Annotated in this window: 17 protein-coding genes; 5 read left to right on the top strand and 12 right to left on the bottom strand. The window is 66.6% G+C overall.

Features of this window, described 5'->3' with window-relative positions; translation table 11 throughout:
* Window positions 1–11 precede the first annotated feature (11 nt).
* Entirely contained in the window at window positions 12–809 is a 798-nt protein-coding gene (locus BKH33_RS02920) for a TIGR03089 family protein (protein WP_003779793.1), read from the top strand.
* Between the two features lie 67 nt (window positions 810–876).
* Here the strand turns inward: BKH33_RS02920 and manA are convergent, their stop codons facing one another.
* Both manA and BKH33_RS02910 read right to left on the bottom strand, forming a co-directional pair.
* Window positions 877–2067: a mannose-6-phosphate isomerase, class I gene (manA, locus tag BKH33_RS02915; RefSeq protein WP_003779753.1), complete on the bottom strand. Its 1191-nt coding sequence runs from the start codon at window positions 2065–2067 to the stop codon at window positions 877–879.
* A gap of 32 nt (window positions 2068–2099) precedes the next feature.
* Window positions 2100–2681, bottom strand: coding sequence for a dTDP-4-dehydrorhamnose 3,5-epimerase family protein (locus tag BKH33_RS02910; protein ID WP_043538540.1), 582 nt, complete (start codon window positions 2679–2681; stop codon window positions 2100–2102).
* Window positions 2682–2885: 204 nt separating this feature from the next.
* Between BKH33_RS02910 and rfbA the strand changes: the two genes are divergently transcribed.
* On the top strand, window positions 2886–3758 hold the full coding sequence (rfbA, locus tag BKH33_RS02905) for a glucose-1-phosphate thymidylyltransferase RfbA (RefSeq protein ID WP_003779792.1): 873 nt from the start codon (window positions 2886–2888) through the stop codon (window positions 3756–3758).
* Window positions 3759–3899: 141 nt separating this feature from the next.
* Here the strand turns inward: rfbA and BKH33_RS02900 are convergent, their stop codons facing one another.
* The 3 genes from BKH33_RS02900 to BKH33_RS02890 all read right to left on the bottom strand — a co-directional run bounded on the left by BKH33_RS02900 (window position 3900) and on the right by BKH33_RS02890 (window position 7867).
* Window positions 3900–5636: a DUF2142 domain-containing protein gene (locus BKH33_RS02900; protein ID WP_050998447.1), complete on the bottom strand. Its 1737-nt coding sequence runs from the start codon at window positions 5634–5636 to the stop codon at window positions 3900–3902.
* A 56-nt stretch (window positions 5637–5692) separates the two neighbouring features.
* A complete protein-coding gene (locus BKH33_RS02895) occupies window positions 5693–6622 on the bottom strand; it encodes an SDR family oxidoreductase (protein ID WP_003779820.1) in 930 nt (309 codons plus the stop codon).
* Between the two features lie 123 nt (window positions 6623–6745).
* Entirely contained in the window at window positions 6746–7867 is a 1122-nt protein-coding gene (locus BKH33_RS02890) for a glycosyltransferase family 4 protein (RefSeq protein ID WP_003779777.1), read from the bottom strand.
* Between the two features lie 167 nt (window positions 7868–8034).
* Here BKH33_RS02890 and BKH33_RS02885 point away from each other — a divergent pair, with 167 nt between their 5' ends.
* From BKH33_RS02885 to BKH33_RS02875, 3 genes are all read left to right on the top strand, one after another.
* On the top strand, window positions 8035–9147 hold the full coding sequence (locus BKH33_RS02885; RefSeq protein WP_043538538.1) for a glycosyltransferase family 4 protein: 1113 nt from the start codon (window positions 8035–8037) through the stop codon (window positions 9145–9147).
* A complete protein-coding gene (locus BKH33_RS02880; protein ID WP_003779774.1) occupies window positions 9144–10205 on the top strand; it encodes a glycosyltransferase family 2 protein in 1062 nt (353 codons plus the stop codon). Before BKH33_RS02885 ends, BKH33_RS02880 begins: the two co-directional genes overlap by 4 nt.
* Window positions 10206–10344: 139 nt before the next feature.
* Complete coding sequence (locus BKH33_RS02875) at window positions 10345–11394, top strand: glycosyltransferase family 2 protein (RefSeq protein WP_076072765.1); 1050 nt, start codon at window positions 10345–10347, stop codon at window positions 11392–11394.
* Between the two features lie 21 nt (window positions 11395–11415).
* On the opposite strand, the gene BKH33_RS02870 is transcribed toward BKH33_RS02875, so the two are convergent.
* From BKH33_RS02870 to BKH33_RS02840, 7 genes are all read right to left on the bottom strand, one after another.
* On the bottom strand, window positions 11416–12669 hold the full coding sequence (locus BKH33_RS02870; RefSeq protein WP_003781663.1) for an ABC transporter ATP-binding protein: 1254 nt from the start codon (window positions 12667–12669) through the stop codon (window positions 11416–11418).
* A gap of 9 nt (window positions 12670–12678) precedes the next feature.
* Window positions 12679–13545 (bottom strand): ABC transporter permease, encoded by an 867-nt coding sequence (locus tag BKH33_RS02865; protein WP_003781637.1) that lies wholly within the window; start codon window positions 13543–13545, stop codon window positions 12679–12681.
* Between the two features lie 4 nt (window positions 13546–13549).
* A complete protein-coding gene (locus BKH33_RS02860) occupies window positions 13550–14644 on the bottom strand; it encodes an NAD-dependent epimerase/dehydratase family protein (RefSeq protein WP_003781659.1) in 1095 nt (364 codons plus the stop codon).
* Between the two features lie 188 nt (window positions 14645–14832).
* Entirely contained in the window at window positions 14833–15927 is a 1095-nt protein-coding gene (locus BKH33_RS02855; protein ID WP_003781640.1) for an acyltransferase family protein, read from the bottom strand.
* An 18-nt stretch (window positions 15928–15945) separates the two neighbouring features.
* Entirely contained in the window at window positions 15946–17829 is a 1884-nt protein-coding gene (locus BKH33_RS02850) for a rhamnan synthesis F family protein (protein ID WP_003781657.1), read from the bottom strand.
* Window positions 17830–17910: 81 nt separating this feature from the next.
* A complete protein-coding gene (locus BKH33_RS02845) occupies window positions 17911–18753 on the bottom strand; it encodes an NAD-dependent epimerase/dehydratase family protein (RefSeq protein WP_003781652.1) in 843 nt (280 codons plus the stop codon).
* Between the two features lie 68 nt (window positions 18754–18821).
* Entirely contained in the window at window positions 18822–20897 is a 2076-nt protein-coding gene (locus BKH33_RS02840; RefSeq protein WP_076142516.1) for a rhamnan synthesis F family protein, read from the bottom strand.
* Window positions 20898–21159 lie beyond the last annotated feature (262 nt).

Below are 21159 nucleotides of genomic sequence, written 5' to 3'. Positions count from 1 at the left end.
AATCTGGAGCCATGCATGACCCCCTGCTAGCGCTGTTTCCCAGCCCTCATGATGCCGACAGACCGTGGCTGAATTGTTATGGAGCCGATGAGCGAGTCGAGTTGACCGGACATGTTCTGTCCATGTGGTTGGCCAAAATAGCGGGATTGATCACAGCGGAGTCCACTCGGGGTGACGGAGTTCATGTAGGACTCCCACCGCACTGGCGGACAGTGGCGTGGGCCTGCGGGGCGTGGTCGGCGGGACGCACTGTTCTCCTGGGAAGTACCGAGGAGATCGATAACGCCGGTCTCAGCCCCGAGCTGAGTGTGGCCTTCACTCCTGAGAACCTGTGCGACACAGCAGAGGTTCAGGTGCTCATCCCGGCTGCCTCCCTGGCGCTGCGCTGGCCGGGCGCCCTGCCCGCCCTCGTGCTCGACGGCGCTGCGGACCTCATGTCCTACCCCGACCGATTCACGCCGGTCAGCGCCCCCGCCGACCTGCCCTGCCTCACGGACCTCGGCACTGACCTCACCACCTCCGGGACGCGGGGCGGGGTACTGAACGGCGCAGAGCCCACCACCCTGACACGTTGCGAGCTGGCCGCCCGGGTCGAGGCCGCTGCCACCGCTACTGAGGGCCAGGCCGGTTCACGCGCCGCCCTGGTCCGCTGCACCCGGACTACTCAGGCACTACAGAAGGTGCTGTCAGCCTGGAGCGCCGGGCGCACAGCAGTCGTCCTCACCCCTGAGGCGGGCGACGACGTCGCCGCGGCCGCCATCCGGCAGGAGGGCATTACTGACAGCACCGCTGAGGCCCGGACCGACTGACGATCGCGATCAGAGGATCGGTGTCCAACCGCCTCGGGCACAGGAGGCCGGGCTCCGAGCCCTGCCGTCAGGGAACGTCGGCCTGGATGAGAGTCCCCTCCCCCTCAACGGAGAGGCTGCGCTCATCGGCACCGATGAAAACGGCTTCCCCCTGGGCCAGGGTCTGTGAGTCCGCCTGGGTCACCAGGGTCATGGCACCCTCGACGGCCAGAAGGATGCGCGGCCCCCGCCCGGGGACCGGTAGGCGGCCGTCAGCGGCCACCACGGTGGTCACCATGAGCTCGAAATCGTCCACCGGCGCGTAGTAGGCGCGGGTGGCGCGAGAGAGGTACTCAGGTGCCGGGCGCACCGGCGGCGCGGCCACGTAGTCGACACAGGCCAGCATCTCGGGGACGTCGATGTGCTTAGGCGTCAGCCCGGCGCGCAGCACGTTGTCGGAGGAGGCCATGACCTCCACCCCCAGCCCGGAGATGTAGGCGTGGACGCTGCCAGCCGGCACGAACAGCGCCTCACCGGGCTGAAGGGTGACGGGGTTGAGCAGGAGCGCGGCGGCGATGCCGGGGTCCCCGGCGAAGGTACCCGCCATCTTCAGGACATTGGAGTCCACCCGCAGCGAGGGGGACATGCCGGCCTCGAAGCGGACCGAGATCTCAGCGACGAGCTCGTCGATCTCCTCGGGACTCGGGCGGGTGGCCGCGGAGACGACGTCGGAGAAGACCTGCCGAATACCGTAGCGGGTCGGGTTGAGGCGCAGGGTACGACGCATTCGGCGGGCCAGGACGCTGTCCAGCCCGGCGAGGACCTCGACGGCACGGCGCGGGGCCCGGAAACCGGCGACCGCCTGGAACCGGGTGAGGGCCAGAACCATCTCCGGCTTGTGATTGGTGTCCTTGTAGTTGCGAGCGGGGTGGTCCAGGGCGATGCCCGCCTCTTCCTCCAGGGCGTAGCCCTCGGCCGCCTGCGCCTGGCTGGGGTGGACCTGAAGGGACAGGGGCCGTTCGGGGGCGATGAGCTTGAGCAGGAAGGGCAGGCGGCGCCCGAAGCGCCAGATGATGTCCTCGCCCAGCAGACGCTCCGGCTCGGCGTCGATGAGCTCGGAGAGGGCATCGCCCCCGGTGACCCGAGCCGGCCCAGCCGGGTGGGAGCCGTACCAGGCCTCGGCCCACGGGACGCCGTCGTCGGCCACGCCCAGAAGCTCGGGAATGGCGGAGGTCGACCCCCAGGCGTACTGCTGGCGGGCGGGCTCAAGTCGTCTCATAGCGCCTCACCGTACCGACTCTCAGACACGTCCTAGGCGTCGACCTCAGGCGACGGGAAAGGGGTGACATCGGCCAGGCGGGGGTGCGCCTTGTCCTTGTCGGAGAGGATCGCCTCGGTCAGCGCGATCGGCCAGGGCACATTCGCCGTCTCGTCGGCCAGGTTGAGGAAGGTGTACTGGGCGTCGGCAGACCAGTGGTCGTTGACCAGGTAGGTGTAGGCAGTATTGGGTTCCAGCGTCTGATAGGCGTTGCCCACGCCCCGAGGCACGAACACCGCCACCGACGGGTCGATCTCGCAGGTGTAGACGGACCCGAAGGAGGACCCCTCGCGCAGGTCCACCCAGGCTCCGAAGACCCGGCCGGTGGCCACCGAGACGAACTTGTCCCAGGGCTCGGCGTGGATACCCCGGGTCACCCCGACCTCATTGTTGAAGGAGATGTTGTTCTGAACCGGCCCGAAGTCGGGCAGCCCCAGGGCCAGCATCTTCTCCCTCTGCCAGTTCTCCTTGAACCAGCCGCGGTTGTCCCCGTGAACAGTCAGATCGATCCGCAGGAATCCCGGAATCGGCGTCTTCTCGATGGCGAGCGGCTTGCCCAGCTCGATCTGCCCCATGAACAGTCCCTTCCGCACGTGTCAGTCCCGATATCGGCGTCACCACCTCGGCGCCGCCCTGTTGACGGAGTCTAACGGCGCCACCGCACCAGTACCTCAGGGACGCGACCGTACGAGCCGAACGTGCCGCGCACCACGAACATGCACCCCGGATTCGCCCGATCCTGGCGCCACTCGAGGGCCCGGATGGGTCATGCTTGGGGTATGCGAGGAATCATTCTGGCCGGAGGCTCCGGCACACGACTCAACCCGATCACCCTGGGGACCTCCAAGCAGCTGGTGCCCGTCTATGACAAGCCGATGATCTACTACCCGCTGAGCACCCTCATGCTCGCCGGGATCCAGGACGTCCTCATCATCACCACCCCCCATGACGCCCCCTCCTTCCACCGCCTCCTGGGCGACGGCTCCCAGCTCGGAGTCAACCTGTCCTACACCGTCCAGCAGGAGCCCAACGGCCTGGCCCAGGCCTTCGTCCTGGGTGCCGACTTCATCGGCTCCGAGAGCGCCGCCCTGGTCCTGGGAGACAACATCTTCTACGGCCCCGGCATGGGCACGCAGCTGCGCCGTCACACCAACCCCGACGGCGGCGTCGTCTACGCCTACCAGGTTGCCGACCCCACGGCCTACGGCGTCGTCGAGTTCGACGAGGACTTCAAGGCCATCTCCATCGAGGAGAAGCCCGCCCGCCCCCGCTCCACGTACGCCGTGCCCGGCCTGTACTTCTATGACAACGACGTCGTCGAGATCGCAAGGAGCCTCAAGCCCTCCGCCCGCGGTGAGTACGAGATCACCGACGTCAACCGCACCTACCTGGAGGCCGGCCGGCTCACCGTCGAAGTCCTCCCCCGCGGTACCGCCTGGCTCGACACCGGTACCTTCGACTCGCTGGCCGACGCCACCAGCTTCATCCGCACCGTCCAGCACCGTCAGGGCCTCAATATCGGCGCCCCCGAGGAGGTCGCCTGGCGTATGGGCTTCATCGACGACGAGGGCCTGCGCCGGCGCGCCGAGCCCCTGGTGAAGTCCGGCTACGGCGCCTACCTCCTGGGCCTGCTGGAGCACCAGCAGGCCTGAGCCGTCCGCCGGAGCATCCGGCGCCGGCCCCTTGAGCCAGTACTGCGGGCGGGCGGCACCAGTCTGGTGCTTCCCGCCCGCGGCGTTCAGCGCCGACCCGACAACGCGATCTCGTTCCTGACGAGGACGACGGCGAGCCGGCTACTCCTGCCTATCGGCTGTACGCGTCAGCATCACCGCGGCGATCCCCAATGCCGCGGTGGCAACGCATGTCGTGAGGAACCAGACCGTCATCGGTGGCACAGGTGCGCTCCACCACCACTCGATCCCCTTGTTGAGATTGAGCTCCCAGGGCTCCCTGTTCCCGTGAACATATCGCATGAGCAGCGTATGCAGGCTGATCGCCTGGCAGACAGCCTCGCAGATGAAGACCCAGACGGCCTGCGGGACCGTGAACCATTCCTTGTCATCCTGATTGATGGCCAGCATGAGAAAGAAGGTGGGCGCCAGCATCGGGAAAATATACCGGGCCTGGTACTCCTCGATGGGGTTCATGGCACCGTTCGCGTAGAACACCGCCGGAAGCCCGATCATCGTCGCCATGAGGACTGCCAGAGCGACCCACTTGCGCCACCCGCCACGGCGAAGAGACACTGCCACAAAGGCTCCGGCAGCCATAATGGCTAACATATGGGGGCTGCGGATCTGTAAAGGGACATCATACCAACCTGGACTCCACGCATGCCCCCAGAACCCACCAAGATACTTCGGCGCAGTCTCTATCCCAATAATCAACTTCTCGACAAAAGACTGTTCATCAGCAGAATGAGCCGGCTCCTGAAGTCGGGAGAAGATAGAGACTCTGGACACCTGCAACGACGACATGAAGGTGAAGAATCCGAAGACAACGACTCCGGCAGCAACACACAGTTCTCGCCACCATCGCCGAGCCCGTCGCACAGCGAAAATCAGGGCAAGGCCAACAACAAGAAGAACCAGCAAGGACTTCCCGATGGCCGAATCCATCAAATTCGCAACACGGGAGAAGTAGGCGACTTTAGATGTCTGGGACGATGACGTGAAGACGACGGATCCGACGATAGCCGCCCCGACAAGAACACACAGCTCCGGCCATCTCCTACGAGTCCATCGCACACCGAAGAGCAGGGCGAGGCCAATAATAAGAAGGAAGAAGGCCGCATCATACCGAGATGTCAGGCACATGACGGCACCGATCACGGCACAGAGTATCAGCACGCCCCGGGAACGCCCTTCCTGCTGGGTTGCCAGATACAGTGCCGAGGCGTACACCAACAGCCCCGAGATGGCCCACGAACTGGGATTGACGGAGGAGATGAAATAGACCCCCATGGGGATCCACGAGGCTGCGACCGCCCCGATCAGGGGCCGCTTCAGTCTTGGGGGAGCACAGAAGCCGACTGTCCCCAGGAGAGCGACAGCGATGAGCACATTGACCCCGCGCATGACCAGCACCGAGGTCTGCACATCCTTACCGACAAAGAGGTGATGAAAGTGGTAATAACCAATCGGGTAGGCACCTTTGTCAAAACGCGCCGACCACCCTATCTCGGAGTCCTGATAACCAGGCACGCATCCCGCAGAAATACTCGATTTGAAGGTATAACAATCCACTATATCGCTGGCCACTGCGATGGGGACACGGACCACCGGCTTACCATTGACCGTATCCATCTTGCATGACCCGTCCGCTGGACGCGGACACCAAATGCTACCCAGGTGATAGTCCTCGTCGGGAGAACCCTGCACCGGCGAGGATACCGCCCACCCAAGCCCGGTGAGCAACATGAGAAAAACGAGAAGCCCACCGATCAGCGCCGGTCGCCGCGGCGATGCCACCCCGGTCGCAGAGTTCCCAGAAGTCGGCAGTCGTAAATATTTCGCGAGCTCACTTCTCATACTGATCTCCGATAGGGAATGAGGGATTACGGGGAGATAATCCAATCGGAAATTACTTACATCAAATCCCGAAGATAAGCGTCCAGGCGCTGTGTGGAATCGGCTGGGGTGAAACCTGTGGCCTCGATCTTGGAAAGATCCAGGGCAGAGCTCAGCGGCCGCGGGGCGATCCCCTCCTGATCGGCGTAGTACTCCTCGGTGGTGACGGGCGTGACCTCGTCGGGGCTGTGGCCGGCACGCTCGTAGACCCGCTTGGCGATATCGGCCCAGGAGACGATCGGGCCCTCACCGGAGAGGTTGTAGGTGCCGTAATCGGCGCCCGAGGAAATGAGGTGGATGATACCCGCAGCCAGGTCGGAGGCGAAGGTGAGGCGGCCGGTCTGATCGGACACGACACTCGGCGCGATGCCGCGCTCGGCCAGGGAGAGCATCGTCTTGACGAAGTTCTTCCCATCGCCCACCACCCAGGAGGTGCGCACCAGGTAATGGCGGGGGCAGACACTGACGGCGGCGTCCCCGGCGGCCTTGGACTGGCCATAGACCCCCAGCGGCGAGGGGGTCTCCTCCTCGGTGTGAACCGGTGTGGCGCCGTCGAAGGTGTACTCGGTGGAGATGTGCACCAGGGTCAGGCCGTGCTGAGTGGCCGCCCGAGCCAGATTGACCGGCCCCACCGTATTGGCTCGCCAGGACAGACGGCGGCCCTCAGGGGTCTCCGCCCCGTCCACATTGGTCCAGGCGGCGGCATTGATGATGACGTCGTAGCCGGACCAGTCCCAGGCGGTCATGGCGACCGTGTCAGAGATGTCCACCTCCGGCAGGTCGACGCCGGTGGGCTGGAACCCCGCCTGCGGCAGGAGCGCCATGAGCGCACGCCCCAGCTGTCCGTTGGCGCCGGTGACGAGAACACGGCCGCGCGTCTGCCCTTCTTCGCGCCCGGCACGTGGGAGGGAGGTCCCCTCAGTCTGCAGAGGCATGGTCTCGTTCACTGGCCGTCTTTTCCTTCCCGCCAGGCGTCGTCTCGCCGGAGTCCCACATAGGAGTGACCTACCAGTGAAGCCTACACGAGCACGCTGCAGTGAAAGAGACCGTCGATCGGAGGGCGTGAGGCGTCAGCGCGCCATGGCGGCTTGATAGGCCTTGACATGCGCCTGAGCGGAGGCCTTCCAGGTGAACTCGGCAGCCCGCTTGAGGGCGGCGGCCCCCAGGGCCCGACGTCGCCCAGGATCGGCGTCCAGGAGCACAAGGGCCCGGGCAATGGCCTGGGCATCGGAGCCGCAGTAGGCCACGGCTTCTCCCCCGACCTCCGGCAGGCTCAGCTCGCGGGTGGTGAGAACGGCGGCCCCACAGGCCATGGCTTCGAGCACCGGCAGGCCGAAGCCCTCGCCGATGGAAGGGTAGGCCAGGATCTCACAGCCGGACAGGAATCCGGGTAGGTCCTCCAGGGGCAGGTAACCGGGCCTCAGGACGTTCAGGTTCGGGGGGACCTCGGCCAGGGCGGGCTCAATGTCCGCGTCCCAGCCGGGTCCTCCGGCCAGGACCAGGGCCGGAGCGTCGTCGGAGTCATGGAAGACCGACCTCCAGGCGCGCACCAGGTTGGGAACGTTCTTACGGGGCTCGAGGGTCCCCAGGAAACCGATGTAGCGCTTGCCCTCCAGGCCGAGGGAGGCGGCCACACGAGCCCGTTCGGCGTCGTCGACCGGATGGAACACGGAGGTGTCCACGCCGTGGTAGGCGACGTGGAATCGCTCGGGGCTGCCGCCGACGTACGCGATGGTCTCGTCACGGGTGGCCAAGGAGGGCACGACGAGCGCGTCGGCCCTACGCACAGCCCGGCGGATGGCGCTGGTGAAGAACTTCTGCTTGAAGGGCGAGTGTGCCTGGGGGTGGGAGAAGAACGTGGCGTCGTGAAGGGTGACGACCACGGGCACCTGGTGCAGGGCCGGGAAGGTGTAGTGAGGTGAGTGCAGGACATCGGGGCGGATCCGGTGAATGAGGGCAGGAAGCCCCGTCTGCTCCCAGGCCATCCGGGCACCACGCGACTCCATGGACTGCGAGACCGGGAAGAGGTGGGCACGAGGCGCCTTGGCGGAGAAGTGCGCCACATCCCGCTGCTGGACGGCCATGGCCAGGTTGACGCCGGAGGCGATGAGCTCGGGCACGAGGTCGTCGACATAGCGCCCCACACCTCCGAGATCAGCCGGGATCGCCGTCGCATCAAGAAGAACCTTCATGACGGCAGGCTACCGCGCCGCGCGCGGCCACCCCGTACTCTGAGCCCATGAGCGCAGATCATTCCCGCCCGGCGCACTCCCCGGTCCCCTCCCCCTCCTCCGACTCCCGCACCGCTACGTCCGATGTCAACGGCTCCCGCCGCCCTGTTCGTCCCCGCGGCCCACGGGTGAGCATGGTGGTTGAGCAGCTGTGGCAGCCCGTCCCAGGAGGTTCGGGGACCTACATCGTCGAGCTGTCCCGGGCCCTGCGCGCCCGGCAGGTACCCGTGGCCGGAATCACCGCCCGCCACCAGGCGGCACCATCGCCCCGGGAGATGGGCCTGCCGCCCATGCCGATGCGCTCGTCCCACCTGCCGCGCGCCGCCCTGTACGAGTCCTGGAACCGCCTGGGACTGCCGCGGGCCGAGTCCATCCTGCCCGGCGCCCAGCTCATCCACGCCACCACCTGGGCCCTGCCCCCCACCTCACTGCCCCTGGCCGTCACCGTGCACGACCTGGCCTTCCTGCGCACACCCGAGCACTTCACCCCGCGCGGCAACGCCTACTTCAGCCGTTCCCTGGAGCGTGTCATCGCCGAGGCGAGTGCCATCATCGTCCCCTCCCAGGCGACCGCCGATGACTGCATCGCGGCGGGAATCGACGCCGCCCGCCTCTACGTCATCCCGCACGGGGTACGCACCCGCCCAGTCACCGAGGAGCAGATCAAGAGCTTCCGCACCGCCCGGGGCCTCACGCGCGACTACGTCCTGTGGACGGGCACGCGCGAGCCCCGCAAGAACCTGCTGGGACTGCTGCGGGCCTTCGCCCTTCTCATCGAGGAGCACGACGACGCCGACGGCCTCGACCTGGTCCTCGTCGGTCCGGCCGGGTGGGGCGACGACGCCGTCGAGCGCAATCTCCTGGCCCGCCTGGGTGATCGGGTCCACGTCACCGGCAGGCTCGATGACGACGAGCTGGCAGCCGCCTACTGCGGCGCCCGCGCCTTCTGCTTCCCCTCCATCTGGGAGGGATTCGGTCTGCCGGTCCTGGAGGCCATGGCTTACGGGGCCCCCGTCGTCACCAGCGCCGGGACCTGCATGGCCGAAGTGTGCGGGGAGGCCGGCCTACTGGCCGACCCCGCCTCACCGCGGGAGATCGCCGGCCGGCTCGCCGAGGCCATCGGACCGGCCCACGACGAGCTGGCCGAGGCCGGCCGCGAGCGCGCCCGGACCTTCACCTGGGACGCCTGCGCCGCGGCGCACACGGAGGTCTACCACGCCCTCATCGGGGGTGCGGTGTGACGCAGCCCGTCAGGCGCCCCTCGGCACGCGTCGTCATCGTCAACTGGCGCCGAGCCGATCTGACGATCCGGGCGGCCCGCTCAGTCACCGAGCAGCTGAGGGGCGGCGACACGCTCGTCATCGTCGACAACGCATCCGGTGACGGCTCGGCCGAGCGCCTGAGCCGGGCGGGCCTGACGGTGGTCGAGTCGAGCGAGAACCTGGGCTTCGGCGCCGGAGTCAACCTCGGGGCCCAGAACATGGTTGAGGACGTCCTGGTCCTGCTCAACAACGACGCGGTGGCCGAGCCCGGCTTCCTCGAGGCGATCCTGGCTCCCCTGAGCGATCCACCGGCTGCACCGACACCCGATCAGCCGGAATCGTCTCCGACAACGCCGGGGTCGACGTCGATCTCGGCACCGGCCGCGGCAACGGCGCGGATCCTGCTGACCGGCCGCTGGAAGCCGGCGGGCCCCGACCAGGACGCGCTCGTCTCACCGCGTACCGGCAGATGGACGCGCGTCAGTGACGAGGCCGCCGCCCGCGGCGAGGGCGAGGTCCTGGTCAACTCCACGGGCAACCTCGTGGACGCCTCCGGCAACGGCTACGACCGCGACTGGCTGGTGCCTGCCGGGCAGGAGCACTCCCCCAGTCAGGTCTTCGGCCTGTGCGGGGGTGCCTGCGCCATCCGACGCGAGGCGTGGCAGGCCCTGGGCGGCTTCCGCGAGGACCTGTTCATGTACTACGAGGACACGGACCTCTCCTGGCGCCTGCGCGAGCGCGGGTGGGCGGTCGTCTACGTGCGCGAGGCGGTGGTACTCCACGAGCACGCCTCCTCCTCAGGCACCAGCTCAGCGATGTTCATCCGAGTCAACGCTCGCAACCGGATCCTGGTGGCCGCCGCCCACAGCCCGGTCCCGGTCGTGATACAGGCGCTGGCCCGCACGGTGGTGCGCGGACTGCGAGGCCCGCGGCGCGGCCCGGTGATGACAGGACTCGCCCAGGCGGTCGCCCGTCTGCCACGCGAGCTGCGTCGGCGTACGAGGGAGCACGCGAGACGCCCGTCGAGAATCCGCTGATTGCGGCAACCGGCTACGCCGGCCGCACCCAACGGCTACAGTTACATAACTGGGACGTTGTCGGAACGTCCCGATCCCCTCGGCAGTAGTCGCCACGCACGCCGCGTGCCCCTCATCGGATCAAGGAGGACCCCCGAAGATGGCTGAACAAGCCGCACGAGCCCCACGAGTCACCGTGGTGACCCGAACTCGGAATCGTCCCCTGATGCTCACCAGAGCGGTCCAGTCGGTTGGAGCGCAGACCTTCCAGGACCTCGAGCTCGTCATCGTCAATGACGCCGGCGAGAGCGAAGCGGTGGACCAGGCCCTGGCGAGCGCACCCGAGTGGTTGCGGGAACGTACCCAGGTGGTCACCAACGAGACCTCCCATGGCCGCGAGGCCGCTCTGGAGGACGGCCTGGCCGTATCCTCCTGCGAGTTCTTCGCCATCCATGATGACGACGACTCCTGGGAGCCCGGTTTCCTGGCGGCATGCGTGGCTCACCTCGATGAGAACCCCGGCCACGGTGCCGTGGCGACGAGTTGTGACCTGATTTTCGAGACCGTCACCGAAGAGGCCCTGACCGAGCTCAAGCGAGAGGCGCTGGCACCGGGCAAGGAGAGCTGGACCCTCATCGACACGATGGTGGCCAACTACGTCCCGCCGATCTCCCAGCTCATCCGCCGCGAGGTGGCCGACCGCATCGGTCACTGGGACGGCAACCTGCTGACCCAGGCCGACTGGGACTTCAACCTCCGCCTGCTGGCGACCTCACCGGTGGGCTTCATCACCGGCGAACCGCTGGCGTACTGGCACCACCGTGACTCCACCGACGAGACGATGGGCAACTCCGTCGTCGTCGACGACGTCCGTCACCGCATCGACAACCTTGCCATTCGGGACCGCTACACGCGCCTGTCCCTGGAGAGCGACACAGGACCCTCCCCGAAGGACGGCCCGACCGAGCCGGGCGGTCTGGGCCTCATGCTGGTCTCTGCGGAGTACTACCACCGGCTCGAGCAGAAGCTGAAGCAGCAGGACGCCCAGATCGCGAAGCTTCATGAGGCCATGTACGACCTGCACATCTCGATCCGGCAGGTCCTGCTCCAGCTCCACGACACCAAGGCGAAGATCGGCCACCTGGAGGCCACGGTCAAGCCCTTCTTCCGCACCGTGGCACAGCACGTCAAGAGGATCCGGCGGCGCTGAGCGACAGCCCCGCCAGTGCTCTCAGTCCTTCTTGGCGACCGTGACCATGGGGCGCGGCGGGGAGATCCGTTCGTAGTGAGCGCCCAGGGCCACCAGGCCCCCGGACTCCATGCGCGGTCCGGGGACGATGTCGAAGGACGTCGCCTTCTGGTAGGCGTCGATGACACTGGAGAGCTGCCAGGGCTGGATGGATCCGGAGATGAGGTAGGCGCCCGGACGCAGCATCATCGCGGGGATGGAGACGTCCACGGTCCCCTCTCCCGGCTCGATCGTCTCGGGCTGGAAGCCGTCGTCGAGGCCGTGCAGACCCCAGGCGAAAGTACCCTCACGGGTGTCGATGGAGCAGCCGAAGACGGGCTTCTCGATCGTCTCCTCGCAGCGGTAGTGCAGACGGATGGTGGCCTCGTCCCCGGTGCGCATGGAGCCCACCGGCCTGCCCGTACGGTCGAGCAGCTCGATCCGCGTGATCTGGGCCTCCCCGCTGCCGAAGCGGGTGCCTTGTCCGTCCTTGACCTTCTTGGCTCCGTGGGTGATATCGGAGTACTTGTCAATGACCTCGGGCGCCGCTCCGACCTCCTTGAGCCGGCCGTGGTCGAGCCAGGCGACCTCGTCGCAGAAGGTGCGCATCTGGGCAAGGCCGTGGGAGACGACGACGACGGTGCGGCCGTCCTCGCGGAACTCGGCGAACTTGTCCATGCAGCGCTCCTGGAACTCCATGTCACCCACGGCCAGGACCTCGTCGACCAGAAGGATCTCCGGCTCGACGTGGATGGACACGGAGAAGCCCAGACGCACGTACATGCCCGAGGAGTAGTTCTTCACCGGCTGGTCGATGAACTCACCGACCCCGGAGAAGTCGACGATGTCATCGAACTTGGCCTCGATCTCCTTGCGGCTCATCCCCAGGATGGCGCCGTTGAGGAAGATGTTCTCCCGTCCGGAGAGCTCGGGGTGGAAGCCCGAGCCGACCTCCAGCATGGCGGCCATGCGCCCGCGGGCGGTGATGGAGCCGGAGTTGGGGGCCAGGATCTTGGCGATGCACTTGAGCAGGGTGGACTTGCCCGATCCGTTGTGCCCCATGAGCCCGAAGGTCTTGCCCTCGGGGATGTCGAAGGTGATGTCCTTCAGCGCCCAGAAGTCCTCGTAGACGCCGCGGCTGCGCTGCAGGATGGCGCCCTTGAGGGACTGGTTGCGGTGGTGGTAGATCCTGAAGCGCTTGGAGACGTCCTCGATGCGCACGGCGGGCGATGCGGAGGTTCCTTGTGATGCAGTCATCTTCAGGTGTCAGAGCTCCTCAACGATGCTCGCCGAGTGCCGGCGGAAGAAGGTCAGCCCCAGCGTGAGCATGACGACCGCCCACCCCAGGCAGGCCAGGGAGACGGGCAGTGACGGCAGGGCGAAGTCGTACAGGCAGGATCGGAAGGCCTCGAGGTAGGTCTCGGCGGGGTTGAGCCGGGCGATCGTCGCGATGGGGATCGGAGCTCCGTTGATCTGCCAGCCGGCGTCGAACAGACGGTTCTGAACACTGTTGAGCATGGTCAAGGGGAAGACGACGCCGGAGGCGTACATCCAGATCTGGTTGAAGATCTGCCACAGATGGCCCAGGTCCCGGAAGTAGACGGTGCCGATGGACAGGATGAGCCCCAGCCCGACGGCGAACATGCCCGCCAACAGGGTAACGACGACCAGCACCGGAATCATGAGGAGGACCCCGGGGCCCCCCATGATCATGGCGATGATGACGAGGACCAGCAGCTCGAAGGCGAAGTCCACGGCCAGGGACAGCACCGCGGAGTAGATGAGGACCTGGCGGGGGAAGTAGACCTTCGTGAGCAGTCCCGAGTTGGATACGAGGGCGTTCATGGAGGTCATGATGCCGCTGGAGAAGAAGGTCCAGCTGAGCACCCCGATACCGATCCACAGCGCGAAGGAATCGATCCCGGAGTTACGGCCCGGCTCCACGCCTCCGCGGAAGACGACGCCGAAGATGAGGGCGAAGATGGCGATCGTGGCCAGGGGGTTGATGAAGGACCACAGGCGGCCCAGCGTCGTTCCCTTGAACTCGGAGGAGACCGAGCGCTGGGTCAGACGCAGGGTCAGGTCCAGCGTCTGGCGGGCCTCTTCCGAGCGAAGCAGCTGAGAGAGCCGCATGGATTCACACCTCCGTCGCAGTGGCGGTGGACGAGCTGGAAGAAGTCTCTGTCTGAGCATCGATCCAGTCGCACAGCCGGTTGATGCCCTCGGTGACGCCGACTCGCGGTTCCCAGTCCAGCACCTGACGGGCACGCGCGATGTCCGCCCAGGCGGCACGCACGTCACCGTCGCGGAACTGGCCGGTCACGTGCGGGGCAGGTGCCCCGTAGTGCTCGGCGATGGCCTGAGCGATCTGCATAATGGTGGTCCGCTCCCCCAGGCCGATGTCGTAGGGCAGGACCGCTGCAGGCGAGCGCAGGACCCCGGCCACGATGGCGGAGGCGACGTCGTCGATGAAGACGAAGTCCCGCACGATCCGACCGTCTTCGTAGACCGGGATGGACTGACCGGACCTGGCCAGGCGGGCGAAGAGCGAGACGATGCCGGTATAGGGGTTGATGAGGGACTGACCGGGTCCGTAGACGTTCTGAAGGCGGAAGAGCACCGGGGTGACACCGAAGGATCCGCACCAGGAGGTCACGAGGTTCTCCTGACAGAACTTGGTGGCGGCATAGACATTGGCCGGGGACGCCTTGACGGCGGTGGAGGACTGGACCGAGGGGGTCAGGCCGGTGAAGTCCCACTGCCCGGCCTCGAGCATCGCGTGGGTGCGCTGGCCGGGGTAGGCGGTCCGTCCCTCGGCGTCAATCCACTGCCCCTCGCCGTAGACGGCCCGAGAGGAGACCAGGACGATCTTGTCGGGGCGGATCTCGTGGCGTACGAGGGCGTCGAGCATCTGGGTGGTGCCGACGACGTTGACGCTCGCGTGGCGGGAGGCCTCGGTGAGGGACTGGCCGGTCCCGGTCTCCGCCGCCAGGTGAACAATGACGTCCGGGGTGACCTCAGCCAGGAGGAGGTCCCAGTCCTCGGCGACGGACACGTCCAGGCGGTGCAGCTCCACGCGCTCATCGAGCTCAGCGGGGCGCGCTTGGGACGGGTGGATCTGCGGGTGCATGTTGTCCAGGGCCACGACGCGGTCGAAGGCGTCCGCCAGGTCACGCGAGATCGCGCAGCCGATGAATCCGGCACCACCTGTCACAAGGCAGGTACGGGTCACGAGAGTCTCCCTTGGGTTGTCGAGTCGGGCCGATGGAGCGCTGACGGGGCACACCACGACCCCACCACTATTCTCAGCGCTGCCGGAGCCAATAGTGCCAGCAGATGCCGTTGCCTTCGACACGCCCAGGGGTCGTAGGCCACTACCGCGAGCCGTGGCCGACCGCCTGGGCACGTCTCCGGTGCGGGTCAGCGTTCAGCCTCGGAGACCTCGGGCCGCCAGCTCATGCCTTTGAACGCCTTGGTGAAGAAGTTGATGACGGCATCGGTGACCTTCACCAGCGCCACCGACAAGGCGAAGATGATGACGCACTCGGCGGCCAGCAGCATGTAGCACTGAAGGCGGGAGAAGCCGGCGACGTCGATCTTCTTAAGGACCTGTTCGATCACCACGTGGTGGACGAGGAAGATCGGGTAGGAGTAGGTGGCGATGAGGCTGACAAGTGCCCGCACCGGTTGGATCGCCACGTAGCGACCGGCCATCACAAGGATGAGGAAGACCGAGATCCCCACGATCGTGGTGCCCACGTCCTCGGGGATCCTCCCGGGGAACATGGCTGAGGCGGCCAGAACCGCTGCCGCCGGAAGCACCGTGGCCCAGTGGGTCCGGCGGATGTACAGCACGACGTAGCTGCCGAAGGCCAGCTCGGGAAGTCGCGTGGTCAGCACCGCGGCGGAGGGGTAGCCCGGGAAGTAGCGCGACATGATGACGATGGTGGCGACGTAGACCACGAGGAGCACGACTCCGGTGACGACCGGGAAGCGGTCAATGGCCCACAGCAGCACCGGGAAGACGAGGTAGTACAGGAGGATGAAACCGAGGAACCACTCGCCCAGCAGATACATCGTGTGGAAGTAGAAGGCCTGGGCGAGCCCATCAATACCCAGCACCGTGAGGATGAAGGACTTCGCTGGGGCTGCGTTGGGCAGTCTGCCGTTAGTGGCGAGGAAGAAGGCGAGCGTTCCCAGGACCCAGGCGGTCCAGAACATCGGGTAGATGCTGCGGAAGCGCTTCCAGTAGAAGCGTTTGAGGTCGATCGGCCGTCGGTAGGTGAAGGTCAGAGCCGCCCCGGAGATGATGAGGAACAGGGAGACGCCCAGGGCCCCCACGTAGATGCCGAAGGGCTCGAAGGTCAGGATGTACCCGCCGCCGTGCTCGCGGAGGTGGGCATTGAAGTGGGTGAGGACGATAAGCAGAGCGGCCACGGCTCTGATGAGGTCCAGGTAGAAGATCCTGGTCCTTGTCCTTGCATGTTGTGCCGGTTTCGTTGTCATGTCCGGCATCGCAGCACCACCCGGATACTAGGCTCCTCGCAGCTTATGGTAGACGCGCCTGGCCGGCCCCTTGAGAGCCGGTTGGAAGGCCGACGGAACCCACCGATTCAGCCGCCCCTTGAGCCATTGCCGAGTCGTCGGCGGGGCCTGGATCATCTGCACCATCTGCGTCTCCGTGGCCCTGCCCCAGCGGTCAGCGATGGCGGAGGTGAGGTCACGCACGTAGAAGGACAGGTTCGTCAGCTCAATGCGGGCGAAGGAGTCGGAGAAGAGCCAGCCGCAGTAGTAACCGGCTCCCTGGGCCACGTAGCCGTGAGCGCGCTCGATGGCATGCATGATGGTGCCGTCGATGTCGCAGGGCTCGGGCGGGAACTCCTCCCACTGCCAGTCGTGGTCGAACAGCGGCTTGAGGGCCTTGGGACGGAACCAGAACATGGAGCCCAGCGGTGCGACGGGCTCCTTGTCCGGGTCGAGGGGGACATTGATCCCCAGCTCGTGCAGGAGCGCCTCGGTACGGTCGAAGTTCGGGCCCCACCCCAAGGTGTAGACCGGGAAGTAGTCGGCGTGGTTCGGCGGTGTGGGAGTCAGGAAGCCCAGGCGCGGCTCGGCGTCGAAGGTGGCAATGACGTTCTTGACGAAGTCGCGCGTCGGCAGCAGGTTCTCGAAGCACTTGTAGGCGAAGCCGTCGCCCACCGAGTACGGGGAGAGCTGGGTGACCTTCTTGTCATGGGTGTAGCACACGACGTCGTAGTTCTGGACGACGTCCTTCCACCCCACGAGGAAGGGGCCGACGTCGCGTCCCCGGTTCTCCACGAGGCGCACCTCGATGTTGTAGGGAAGCCCCTGGCAGGCGACCTTGACCTGCTCCACCTTCTCCGGGCTCGAGGTGCTCAGGAAGATGTCGATGCCCTCGGGCATGTTACGGATGTACTCCAGCGTCGGCTCGACCAGATCCATGTAGTACAGGTGCGCGATGAGGGCGACCTTCTGCTGCTTGGGCTCGCGGGTGACAGTCTGCGTGGGCAGGACGTAGGTGAGCTGGAGGTTCTTCACCAGGTCCGCCATGTTCATGGAGCGCAGGGCGTTGTCCCAGATGAGGTTCACATCGAAGTCCGTGTGGTCGCGCAGGTAGGCGTAGAGCTCGGCGCTGGGCTGGCCCACGGACTGGCGCAGGACGTCGTCGTAGGGGCGGAAGAAGGAGCGACGCTTGAAGATCGGGCAGCGCTTGTCCCGGATGACCTCGACCGGGGCGAAGAGAATGGGGCTGAAGTTGAAGCCCTCCATGTCCTCGGTGTTGACGTAGACGTCGGAGGTGAAACCGAGGCTCTCGAAGCGCTGGGTGAAGGGAACCTCGTGCATGCCCACCGACTGCTCGTAGCCGTTGATCTCGGGCATCTCGTCCCAGTAGTCCTGAAAGGCCTTGGAGGTGACCAGGGAGCGGCGGTAGGCGTGGAAGTGGGACTGGAGGTGGCGGGGAAGATAACCCTCTTCGGCATAGCCGAAGGGGTCGAAGGGGACCTCGTGGAACCAGGTGATGCCCCAGAAGTCGATGTTCCGACGGGCCATCTCGGTGAACATCTCCTTGAAGGGGTACACCGGTCCCATGATGGTGGCGTTGAACAGCACGACCTCATCGAACTCGGAGAGCCTCTCCCAGCCGTGACTCTCCATGGCCGTCTTGTAGGCCCAGACGTCCAGTCCCTTGTTCTCCCGCAGGATGATGTTGTCCGTGAAGGCGCTCAGCTTGGCGTAGCTCTTGGCGGTCAGCTCGCCGTTGACGACGACGGTCAGCTCGGAGAGGTTCTTCACCATATCGGCGAGCAGAGTCTCCACATAGGAGTCCACGACGCCCTGGGCGTCGAAGAAGAAGAAGATCCCGAGTCGCTTCGGGTCCTCGCCAAGCTTTGCCATGGTGTCCCTTCTAGACAGTGGTTCCGAGCCGCTCACTGCGGCAGATGAAAGAGCTGGATGATACTGGTTTACCCGAACGCGTCAGCTGGCGCTCGAAGCGAGGATACGGCGGATCTTCGTCGGATCGCCCCATACGCCGGGCGAGTCGTAGGGCCGATCCGGAAATGCCCCGTACTCCAGGGTGATGCCCAGGTCGTTGTCCCGGATGTAGGCCTCGACGCGCTCGGCCAGGGTCATGGGCTCGCCGGTGCAGGCGTTGATGATGCCATCAACCTCGGTCTGGTCCACGATTGCGGCGATCTGCTCGCCCAGGCCGTCCACGGAGATGAAGTCGTAACGGTTCTTGCCGGTGGTGAAGGGGAAAGTGGTGCGCCCCTCCTCGGCGGCGGTCAGGAGCTTGGAGAAGATCGAGTTGCCGAACTTGTCGTCTCCGACGATGTAGTAGGCGCGGATCCACTGAGCGATGGCGCCATGGGCCTGGGCGGACAGGAAGGTGGCCTCTCGCAGGGCGTTCTTGGCGATGCCGTACAGCGAGGCGGGACTGCAGGGCGAGTTCTCATCAATGGCGCCCTCCCAGTAGCCGACCTCATGCATGGTGCCCATGACGGCGAGCTGGGGCAGGCCACCGGCGTAGAGGTTCTCGATCAGGTGGAAGTGCTTGGCCAGGTCGTCCAGGTGGGCGTGGGAGGCGTGCTTGAAACCGTCGCGCCAGGCCATGTGCAGGACGACGTCGGGGCGCCCCATCTGATCGTAGATGTCCGTGTCCCCGGAGAAGAGCTCCAGGTGGACCTTCTCAGCCCGCTCGTCGACGTCGTCGAGCCGCAGGTCGAGGGCCTTGACAGTCAGGCCCCGCTCCAGCAGTGCGGTGACGACGTGGCGGCCGATGTAGCCGCCGGCTCCAGTGACGAGAACTGTCTGTGCCATAGACCGGGATCCTAACAGGTGGGGGTCTCGCGATGAGGCGGAGGGGGCGTGGAAGAACGGGGGCGCTCTCACGCGTCGGAGGCGGGCCGGGCGGATCGCCGGGGGCGCAGGCGCCCGCCGAGGGATCTAGCCGCTCCCTTGACGCCATCGGTGATGCCCTTCGTTCCACCTGTGACGTAACGGTATGCGGGTTTGAGGGCGCCCGCCATCTCGGGGTGATGGACATCGACGTAGGAGCGCACCCGCGGCCCCAGGCCGGCCCGGGGCCCGAACCGGGCCTGCAGGAACCTGACCTGCTCGTCGGCGTAGGCCGGCAGGTCCGCGGTGAGGGCTCGCTGCTTGTAGGCCAGTGAGCCGTAGAGCCGGCCCGCCCAGGTGGGTGTGAGCACCTCGCGGGGGTGGAAGCCACTGGACATGGCCGCGTAGACGGTCAGCAGCTCGAGCACCTCGGCGGCGCGGGCACGCCGCAGACGCCGCACCGACTCCTCGGGGTCGGCGGCTGCCTGCTCGGTCAGCCGCACCAGCTCCTTGGCGCCCTCGCTCAGCGTGCGCAGCGCCTCGGGGCGAGCCAGGAACATGGCACCGACCGGCATCGCCGGGGCGGTCGGGTCCAGGGCCGCCGTCAGACCGAGCCGCCGGGACAGGGCCTCGGCCGCGCCGGCCAGGCCGTCCCACTGGGGCCCGCCGTGCGGCTGGCCGATGTGGCAGGCGGCGGGCATGGCCACCCCGAGGCTGGGGTGAGACTCGAAGAGGTCGATGAGACCGGCCACGTGTCCCGGCGAGTCCAGCAGGCAGTCGAGGACCTGGCGGCGGGCGACGTCGTCGGCCCCCTGCTCGGGACCGTTCAGGGGCCCCGCCGTGATCCTCAGGACGAGGTCCACACCGTCATCGCCGTCACCGCCGCCATCACTGTCATCGCTGTCATCGCTGTCATCGCCGATGCCTTCGCCACTGGAGCCGACGGGACGCCCGGGATCCCACAGGTCGTCGCACTCGGTGAGGAAGGCGATGGTTCCGCGCGGATCGAGGTCACGCACCGCGCGGAAGGCGACAGCCGTGTCCCCCGCCGCCCCGTCCTCATCCGCTGGACGGCGACCGGTGACGCGCTCCAGGTCGTCGGCATCCAGCGGTTCGGGAGAGGTGACCACCACCCGCCAGTGCGCCGGCAGGCACGCCAGACGCTGAGCAAGACCATCCGCCTCGGCGCGTTCGATCCCCTCCCCCGCTGCCGGGACGTGCACGACGACGCAGCCCGAGGGCTGCTGCGCGGGCGAGCTCGTACCGGGGGCGGACTCGGTCACGACCTCGGTGAGCCCTGCGTTGACGATGAGGTCACGGGCGGCCGCGGTATGGACGACGTCGGACAGAATGAGGTCCTCGCTGTAGCCCGCCTGCGCAGCGGCCTCCAGCAGGTCCCCGCCGACGACGGCCTGCCGGTCCTGGTGAAGGGGGTCATGGAAGAACGCCCGGCGCTTGAGCAGGGGGCAGCCATCGGCCAGCAGCGCCGGGGCCTCCTCGATGGCCGGGTTGTCCGAGTGGTAGCGGTCCACGGGGAAGGCGACCTCGTAGGTGTGGCCGATTCCGGTGAAGTGGTCGGTGAAGCGCGACTCGTGCCACTGGATGGAGTCGCGGTAGGAGGAGACCGGCGGCATCTGCTCCCAGTACTCCCGGAAGGCCGGGTCCGCCAGGAGCCGGCGGCGCACCGCGATCCAGTGGGACTGGATGTGACGGGGCAGCTCACGCTTGGCGAGGAAGGGGTGGGGGCGCATGACGCCGTGCTCGGTCATGCCCCAGAACGAGATGTCGCGCCGGCTTCCGGTCCGGGTGAGGACCTCCTCCCAGGGGCGTAGCGGCGCGTAGTAGGTGTGGTTGGTCAGGATGAGCTCGTCGAAGTCGGCGAGCCGGTCCCAGCCGAGGTGCTCCAGCCCGGCCCGGTAGGCGCCGACGTCGAGCCCCGCGTTGGGGCGCTCAAGGATCTCGTCGCAGGAGGCCTCCAGCCGAGCCCGGCCGGCATCATCGACGGGAGAGTTGGAGACCACCAGGATGTGCTCCGCATGGGGGCGCAAGGAGGCCAGGGCATGGACGACGTAGTCACGGACCTGATGATGAGAATCGAAGTGGAAGTAGACGATTCCTCGGTTCATGTGGCGGCCCTTCCCGGCAGGCTGGTCGACGAAGGCGGTTGATGAAGAAACGGCGAGGCGGCCAGTGTCTCATGCACCCCTGACCGCCTCGCCACACACCTCGATCCGATATCAGCGGATCGTCGCCGTACCCGTGGGCGATACGGATATCTGTCCCTTCTCGAAGGCCTGGGTCACGGTTCCATCAGCTTGGCGGACCTCATAACCGACGGGCAGCCCGATCTTGGAGCGTTCCCCGCCGGCAGCGGTCCAGGCCGTCAGG

Origin of the sequence: Actinomyces naeslundii (genome assembly GCF_001956585.1) — a bacterium.
GTDB lineage: Bacteria > Actinomycetota > Actinomycetes > Actinomycetales > Actinomycetaceae > Actinomyces > Actinomyces naeslundii.
This window is presented reverse-complemented; position numbering and strand designations above follow the sequence as displayed.

Coding starts and splice junctions, on each gene's coding strand:
- BKH33_RS02920 (WP_003779793.1), top strand. CDS start 12: ATGCATGACCCCCTGCTAGCGCTGTTTCCCAGCCCTCATGATGCCGAC.
- manA (WP_003779753.1), bottom strand. CDS start 2,067: ATGAGACGACTTGAGCCCGCCCGCCAGCAGTACGCCTGGGGGTCGACC.
- BKH33_RS02910 (WP_043538540.1), bottom strand. CDS start 2,681: ATGGGGCAGATCGAGCTGGGCAAGCCGCTCGCCATCGAGAAGACGCCG.
- rfbA (WP_003779792.1), top strand. CDS start 2,886: ATGCGAGGAATCATTCTGGCCGGAGGCTCCGGCACACGACTCAACCCG.
- BKH33_RS02900 (WP_050998447.1), bottom strand. CDS start 5,636: ATGAGAAGTGAGCTCGCGAAATATTTACGACTGCCGACTTCTGGGAAC.
- BKH33_RS02890 (WP_003779777.1), bottom strand. CDS start 7,867: ATGAAGGTTCTTCTTGATGCGACGGCGATCCCGGCTGATCTCGGAGGT.
- BKH33_RS02875 (WP_076072765.1), top strand. CDS start 10,345: ATGGCTGAACAAGCCGCACGAGCCCCACGAGTCACCGTGGTGACCCGA.
- BKH33_RS02870 (WP_003781663.1), bottom strand. CDS start 12,669: ATGACTGCATCACAAGGAACCTCCGCATCGCCCGCCGTGCGCATCGAG.
- BKH33_RS02865 (WP_003781637.1), bottom strand. CDS start 13,545: ATGCGGCTCTCTCAGCTGCTTCGCTCGGAAGAGGCCCGCCAGACGCTG.
- BKH33_RS02855 (WP_003781640.1), bottom strand. CDS start 15,927: ATGCCGGACATGACAACGAAACCGGCACAACATGCAAGGACAAGGACC.
- BKH33_RS02850 (WP_003781657.1), bottom strand. CDS start 17,829: ATGGCAAAGCTTGGCGAGGACCCGAAGCGACTCGGGATCTTCTTCTTC.
- BKH33_RS02845 (WP_003781652.1), bottom strand. CDS start 18,753: ATGGCACAGACAGTTCTCGTCACTGGAGCCGGCGGCTACATCGGCCGC.
- BKH33_RS02840 (WP_076142516.1), bottom strand. CDS start 20,897: ATGAACCGAGGAATCGTCTACTTCCACTTCGATTCTCATCATCAGGTC.